Below are 7,163 nucleotides of genomic sequence, written 5' to 3'. Positions count from 1 at the left end.
AAAATGCTCTAAATTGGTTTAATCATTGCGGTCTATTTTTTGAGCCTGTTTAGATAGCTATTTCTGTGGTGCATTTGGTCGCAAACTGCTGTAAGTGGGCTTTGCTAACCAAAACTACCTTACTCGTGAACAAAGTTTTTGTATGGAATATTCTTTCTTGTTTATATCAAAAGCCCCCTACGGCTTTAAAATTAGCTTGTAGAGGGCTTTTGAATATTTAATAAAGGCTTAATAAAAATCCTATTTTTCCCACAATGAATTGTTTAAACATAACTGAACAAATGAACCAAGTGTTATTTGTTCAGTTGGGGGAGTTGTGAACTACTCAGACTTGCCTACGGCTCAAGTCTGAGCTTCCCAATTCATTGGGAATAGCCATCAATTACTTCGTAGTTTTTTTGGTCTTACATTCCCTCCAAGGGCAGGAGTCCTGGTTCCCAAGACCCAAATTTTTTTCTCGCAACATATACCTATTAGCTTGGTTTTCGCTTATGGCATTGATGGTCAAGACACTGACTATTCTACCAGAAAATACTGGGGATTCGTCATACATCCAGAATTTGTTTTTACTGCGTAAAAAATCAATTCCAGATGTAATCCTTATCCCCCGCTCACAATCCCCACCTTATGAGTACATTGAAGGTGGGGACTTCCGCGACTCGTTAAACTGGCTGTTTGCGCCAGCTGCGTTTTTTTAGCTTGGTTTGCCAAGACTCCATGTAAGTGTAGAAAACGGGCGTCAAATAAAGTGTGAGAAACTGCGAGAACACTAATCCCCCAACTACTGCTAAACCGAGGGGACGGCGTGTATCTGCCCCGGCTCCTAAACCAAGGGCAATGGGTAGCGTACCCATGAGTGCTGCCATTGTCGTCATCATAATTGGGCGGAACCTCACTAAGCAGGCTTCGTAGATAGCTTCATAGGGCGTTTTACCGTTTTGACGGGCAATAATCGCAAAGTCAACCATCATGATCCCGTTTTTCTTCACAATCCCAACTAGCAGAATAATGCCCACGAAGGCGTAAATATTCAAGTCAACTTGAAACAGCAACAGGGTCAGTATTGCCCCAAATCCAGCAGAGGGTAAGCTAGAAAGGATTGTCAGTGGGTGAATGAAGTTTTCGTAGAGAATCCCCAGCACGATATAAATCACCAAGATGGCCACGAGCAGTAGCAATCCTAAGCCCTGAATCGATGACTGGAATGCCTGTGCTGAACCTTGGAAAGCTGTACTAATAGTAGGTGGTAGGGTTTGACGGGCAAGTTCTTCAATTTTGCCAGTGACGTTACCGAGTGAAACTCCTGGCTTGAGGTTAAAGGAGAAGGTGACAGATGCTAGTTGCCCTTTATGGTTAATAGTCAGCGGCCCCACATCTTTGCTCAAGGTTGCGACAGCGTTAAGAGGTACAAGTTGTCCGCTAGGGGCACGAACTGAGAGTAAATCTAGAGCATTGGCATTTTGCTGATATTTTGGTTCCACGCCCATAATTACTTGATACTGGCTATCGGGGGCGTAGATGGTAGAAACTTGGCGAGTACCATAAGCATTACTCAGGGCGGTTTCGATTTGATTGGCGGTCAAACCTAGAGCCGAAGCTTGGTCGCGGTTAATGTCTACTTTTATTTGGGGATTCTTGATTTGCAAATCGCTGTTGACATCTTGCAAATCTGACATGGTGCGAAGCTTATTTTCCAGGGCTGGAGCATACTGGTAAAGTTCTTGAATATTGGGAGTTTGCAGAGTAAATTGATACTGTGCTTTTGTCTGTTGTCCACCGACATTGATGGCTGGGGGATTTTGCAAGAAAACCTTGATTCCAGGCACAACTGACAACTTCGGTCGGAGTTCTTGCACAACTTCGTCAGCATTAAGACGGCGTTGAGAGCGGGGTTTGAGTTCGATTAAAAGTCGTCCAGCATTGGCGGAAGCATTTGGTCCACCAGCCCCGACACTAGAGTTGATAGAATCGACATTCGGATCGCGATAAGCGATCGCAGCTACAGCCTGTTGATGTTTTACCATCTCATCAAAGGATATATCTTCTGATGCCTGAGTAGTTGCCGTAATTTGTCCAACATCTGCGTTGGGAACAAACCCTTTAGGCACAATGATAAATAGATATACTGTCGCTACAAGAATCGCTCCCGAAATCACCATCGTCGTGCGGTGATACTTGAGTGATTTCTTCAAACTCCAATCGTATCCGCCCAATATCACATTAAAAATGTTTTCTGAAAAGTTATAAAGACGACGGTTGAAATTTTTGATTCGGGACTGGAGACTAGGGGCTGGAGGCTGGGGACTGGGGATTGGGGATTGGGAGTTAAGAATTTCTCCCTCATCTCCCTCATCTCCCTCATCTTCCTCATCTTCCTCTGCTTCCCTTGCTTCCCCTGCTTCCCCTGCTCTCTTATCTTCCTCATGATGAGGTGGACTCAAGAATCTGGAACACAGCATTGGCGTTAAGCTAAGGGAAATTACGCCAGATACCAAGATTGCAACGCTGATAGTAACAGCAAACTCGCGGAATAATCGCCCCAGAATACCTTCCATGAACAGTATCGGGATAAATACTGCTACTAAAGAAATGGTCATAGACAAAATTGTGAAACCAATTTCTTTAGAACCATTTAGAGCTGCTTCCATGCGGCTTTCACCCATTTCCATGTGGCGGACAATATTCTCCAGCATGACTACGGCATCATCAACCACGAAACCTACTGAAAGGGTCAACGCCATCAGTGATAGGTTATCGAGGGAGAAGCCTAGCAAAACCATGACCCCAAAAGTCGCTACTATCGAAAGCGGCACTGCCAAACTGGGAATGACTGTTGCAGAGATATTGCGGAGAAACAGAAAGATTACCAGCACCACCAGAGCGATGGTGAGCAACAGCGTGAATTGTACATCATCCACCGACTCGCGAATTGACTGAGAGCGATCGTAGAGAATATCCATGTTCACAGCCGCCGGAATCTGTGTCCGAAAAGTGGGTAACAGTTTCTTGATTGCATCCACAACTTGAACAGTATTAGTTCCCGGTTGGCGTTGAATTGCCAAAACGATCGCCCGCACGCCAGAATTTTGGACTTTAGATTGCGATTTCTCCCCTGCTCCCCTGCTCCCCTGCTCCCCTGCTCCCCGACTCTCATTCTTGACAGGAAAATACCAACTCGCAATCTTATCATTTTCCACGCTGTCCAAGACTTGACCTAATTCACCTAACTGCACTGGTGCGCCGTTTTGATAAGCCACATTTAGAGAACGATAGCTGGCGGCATCATTAAGTTGACCGTTTGCTTGGATGGTAGAATTCTGCTGCTTACCGTAAAGTGTCCCAGTAGGTAGATTGACATTTCCGTTAGCGATCGCATCAGCTACTTCATCAATTCCTATCCCTTTAGCACTAAGCGATTCGGGGTCAAGCTGAATTCGTACTGCGTACTTTTGAGAACCAAAAACCTGCACTTGCGCCACCCCATCCACCATTGACAGGCGTTGTGCCAGCAATGTCTCAGCATATTTGTCTACAGTGGACAGGGGCAGAATGGACGAATTGAGTGATATATAAAGAACTGGCTGATCCGCCGGATTTACCTTTCGGTAAGATGGTGGATTAGGCATATTAGTCGGTAACTGCTTCGCTCCCTTAGAAATAGCAGACTGCACATCCTGGGCTGCGCCGTCGATATCCCGATTTAGGTCAAATTGCAGCGTCAGCTGTGTAGTACCCAAAGAACTGGTAGAGTTCATCGAACTCAATCCCGCTATGCTAGAAAATTGCTGCTCTAAGGGAGTTGCAACTGAGGCAGCCATCGTTTCAGGACTAGCTCCGGGCAGATTAGCTGTTACCTGGAGTGTTGGATAATCTACATTGGGTAAGTCGCTAACAGGTAGCTGTTGGTAAGCGATCAGCCCAAATATCAAAATGCCAACCATAACTAGAGTCGTCATGATTGGACGCCGGATAAATAGCTCGGAAATGTTCATCGCGTTCCCTTCAATGAGTGAGGAGTTAAGAGTGCTGAGTTAAGAGTGCTGAGTTATTTATTTCCCCTCTGCTCCCCTGCCCCTCTGCTTCCTACTTCCGGTTTCACTTGGACTGTGGCACCAGGCACGAGGTTAAATTGTCCATCAGTAACTACTTGCTCACCTGGTTTCAAGCCTTGCTTAATTACCGTTTCATTCCCAACGGTATCGCCGACGGTAATTAAACGCATTTCTGCTGTTTTGTCAGGTTTAACTACATACACAAACTGCCCCTGTTGTCCACTCTGTACTGCCTGAGAAGGAACAGTAATGGCATTTGGTTCTTCGCTTAGTTTGAGTACTACATTGACAAACTGCCCCGGAAACAGGCGCTCATCAGCGTTAGCAAAAGTACCTTTAAGTTGAACAGTGCCTGTTTGGGTATTGACTCCACTATCAACAAAGGTGAGTTCGCCCCGTACCGGATGCCCTGCATCTTTTGGAGGTAAAGCATCGACTTTTAACTTGCCGTTATTCGCACTGTATTTTTTGATATCTGGCAGCAATCGCTGGGGAATAGAAAAGTTGACGTAAATCGGGCGAATTTGGCTGATTGTAATTAGCGGATCGGTGGCATTCGCCTGTACCAAGTTCCCTTGATTTAACTTTAGGCTACCTGTGCGTCCGGCAATTGGCGAGTAAATAGAACTATAAGAAAGTTGAACTTTGGCATTGTCGATCGCAGCTTCATCTGATGCTACTGCTGCCTGAGCATTTTGGACATCTGCTTGGGCTGCTGCCACTGCTGCTTGAGCATTTGCCACTGCACCTCGATCTGCGTTCACCGTCGCCTGTTGAGCATCAGCACTGGTTTGATACTGTTCGGCCTGTTCTTTACTGATTGCCCCTTGCTTGAGCAAACTACTATAACGTTGCGCTTGTGCATCTGCATTTGTTGCCTGGGCTTTATCCTTGACTACATTCGCTTTTGCCTGATTCACTTGAGCGATCGCTTTGAGGACATTTGCCTGTGCCTGTTTCACCTGGGCTAAATCTTTAGCTTTGGCAGCATTAGCTTGCATCAGCGCAGCTTGTAAAGGACGAGAATCAATTTTAAATAACAAGTCTCCTTTTTTAACGTTCTGTCCTTGCTGAAAATAGACACCAGTAAGCTGACCGCCCACCTGAGACTTGACAGATACCGTAGAATATGCTTCCACTGTTCCCGTCGCCGATAGCTGTATTGGAATTGTTTTTTGAGTCGCAGTAGCAACCACCACTGGCACAGCTCGTTTTTTTCCTGCTTCTTTGCCACTTGATTGGGCGTCAGTTGCATTACAGGCACTACACAAGTACGCTAGAGTTAATATAAGTAGCGAAAACCGCCCTCTTTGAATAATGCTCTGAAAACGAGGAACAGCTTCAGCAGCCAAAGACGAAGGCTTTATCGTCTGAACAGGAGCTAAACAGCGCATATCAACAATCTGGGGGAAAGAGGAAGCACAGACACATACTAGCTTGTCGTTAGACATCGCATCTTCCGCAAAATGGTTGGTTGCGATTGATTCTAATTAGATAAGCGCAATATTAGTTAAACTAAACATTAGTGTACTAATAATTTATTTTTTAGCCTACCCCTTTTGGAAAGAAATTCTTTTTAAGCCGTTGCGATCTGTGACTTAACTCCCCCTCATCTTTTGCCTTTCTTTGAGTTTCAGCATAATTTCAGCGTGCATCTCGCGGGTAATTGGGTAAAAATACGTTAAAATTAAGCCAAAAATCAGACAAACTGTCGGTATGGGGCCAACGGCAACGCGAATAGCAAACAGTGCTGATTCCGGTTGGATGGGTAGTGGGCTTCCAGCTACAGATTCTTTGAAACCAGATACTTGCAAAGCATTTCCCACCAAAAACAGCCCAAAAGCTAAACCAAATTTTTGTAGCAAAACCATGAAGCCATAAAAAATGCCTTCTCTACGTTGTCCAGTTTGCAGTTCATCTAATTCAATTACATCTGGAATCATTGACCAGGGAATTAGATAAGCTGTGGATACACCAATACCTGCCATCACAGCCATCACATACATCAAAACTATTTGACCAGGCTGTAAGAAAAATAGTCCGATCGCTGCTATTATCCACAAACTCATTCCCAGAAAATAAACAATTTTTTTTCCGATTTTTTTACTCAACGTTCCCCAGACAAATAGCATCAGCAGAGCAGTTCCTTGCACTGCAATCAGAATCATGGGCACATCTGATTCTTCTTTAAGACCCATATAATTGACTACAAAATAGGGAATAATGCTGGCTGTTATCTGCACACCTAGCCAAGAAAAAAGATATATACCAATAACAAATAAAAAAGGTCGGTTACTAAAGACAATTTTTAGCTGTTCGCCGAAGGGGAGAGATGCAGGTTCTTCAGCTAGGATGCGTTTGGCCTCAAAAGCCAGGATGCGATCGCGGACTCCAAAAACGCACCAATATAATCCTAAAATCGAAATGACAGTACAAATGGCCGCTAAAACCAGATATCGTTGTTGGCGATCGACAATCTGCGAAAAAACAATTCCCGTTAAAATCAATGACAGAATGCTGCCACCAATGGAAAATGTAAAGCGATAGCTGTTAAGGCTGGTGCGTTCGTCGTAATCTTGAGTTAGTTCTGGAGTCATCGCCGTATAAGGCAAATTCACAACCGTGTAAAAGGACTGAGATAGAATCCCAATTGCTACGTAATACCAGAATAGCGGCCAAATATTATTACTCTGATTTGTACTAAATCGCGGTACAATCCACTGCAAGAAAAAGAAAATTCCAAAGGGGATTGCTCCATAAAACATCCAGGGAAGACGACGGCCCCAACGGCGAGATTTTGTTTTATCAGTCAGGAACCCGACAAGCGGATCGTTTACCCCATCCCAGATTTTGCCAATCATCAAAATAGTGCCAGCTAAACCCGCAGGGATACCAGCAACACTGGTAAAGAAAATCAACAGATAAAAGACAGAGATATTTGCAGTAATTGCTGGTCCTAAATCCCCTGCACCGTAAGCCAGCTTAGTTTTCAAGTCGAGTTTTTCACTGAGAATATCTCGTTGGGCATCGCCATCAGCAGCAGAATCATTCATAAAACTTTGCACTCATACTAAAATAAAAAATCTGCGCGCCTTCAATACTAGCTATCTA

3 protein-coding genes are annotated in these 7,163 nt (G+C 44.5%); all 3 read right to left on the bottom strand.

Annotation, left to right across the window (positions count from 1 at the left end):
* Positions 1-662: 662 nt before the first annotated feature.
* Complete coding sequence (locus V7K44_RS01695) at positions 663-3,992, bottom strand: efflux RND transporter permease subunit (RefSeq protein ID WP_334928051.1); 3,330 nt, start codon at positions 3,990-3,992, stop codon at positions 663-665.
* A 53-nt stretch (positions 3,993-4,045) separates the two neighbouring features.
* The gene (locus V7K44_RS01690) at positions 4,046-5,503 is read right to left on the bottom strand and encodes an efflux RND transporter periplasmic adaptor subunit (RefSeq protein WP_334928049.1); all 1,458 of its coding nucleotides are present in this window, start codon (positions 5,501-5,503) and stop codon (positions 4,046-4,048) included.
* 147 nt (positions 5,504-5,650) lie between these two features.
* Entirely contained in the window at positions 5,651-7,105 is a 1,455-nt protein-coding gene (locus V7K44_RS01685) for an MFS transporter (protein WP_334928047.1), read from the bottom strand.
* Positions 7,106-7,163: the final 58 nt, after the last annotated feature.

The organism is Nostoc sp., from assembly GCF_036917235.1.
In the GTDB taxonomy this organism is placed as follows: Bacteria; Cyanobacteriota; Cyanobacteriia; order Cyanobacteriales; family Nostocaceae; genus Nostoc.
Note: the sequence above shows the minus strand (reverse complement) of the source record. Positions and strands in the feature narration are given on the sequence as shown.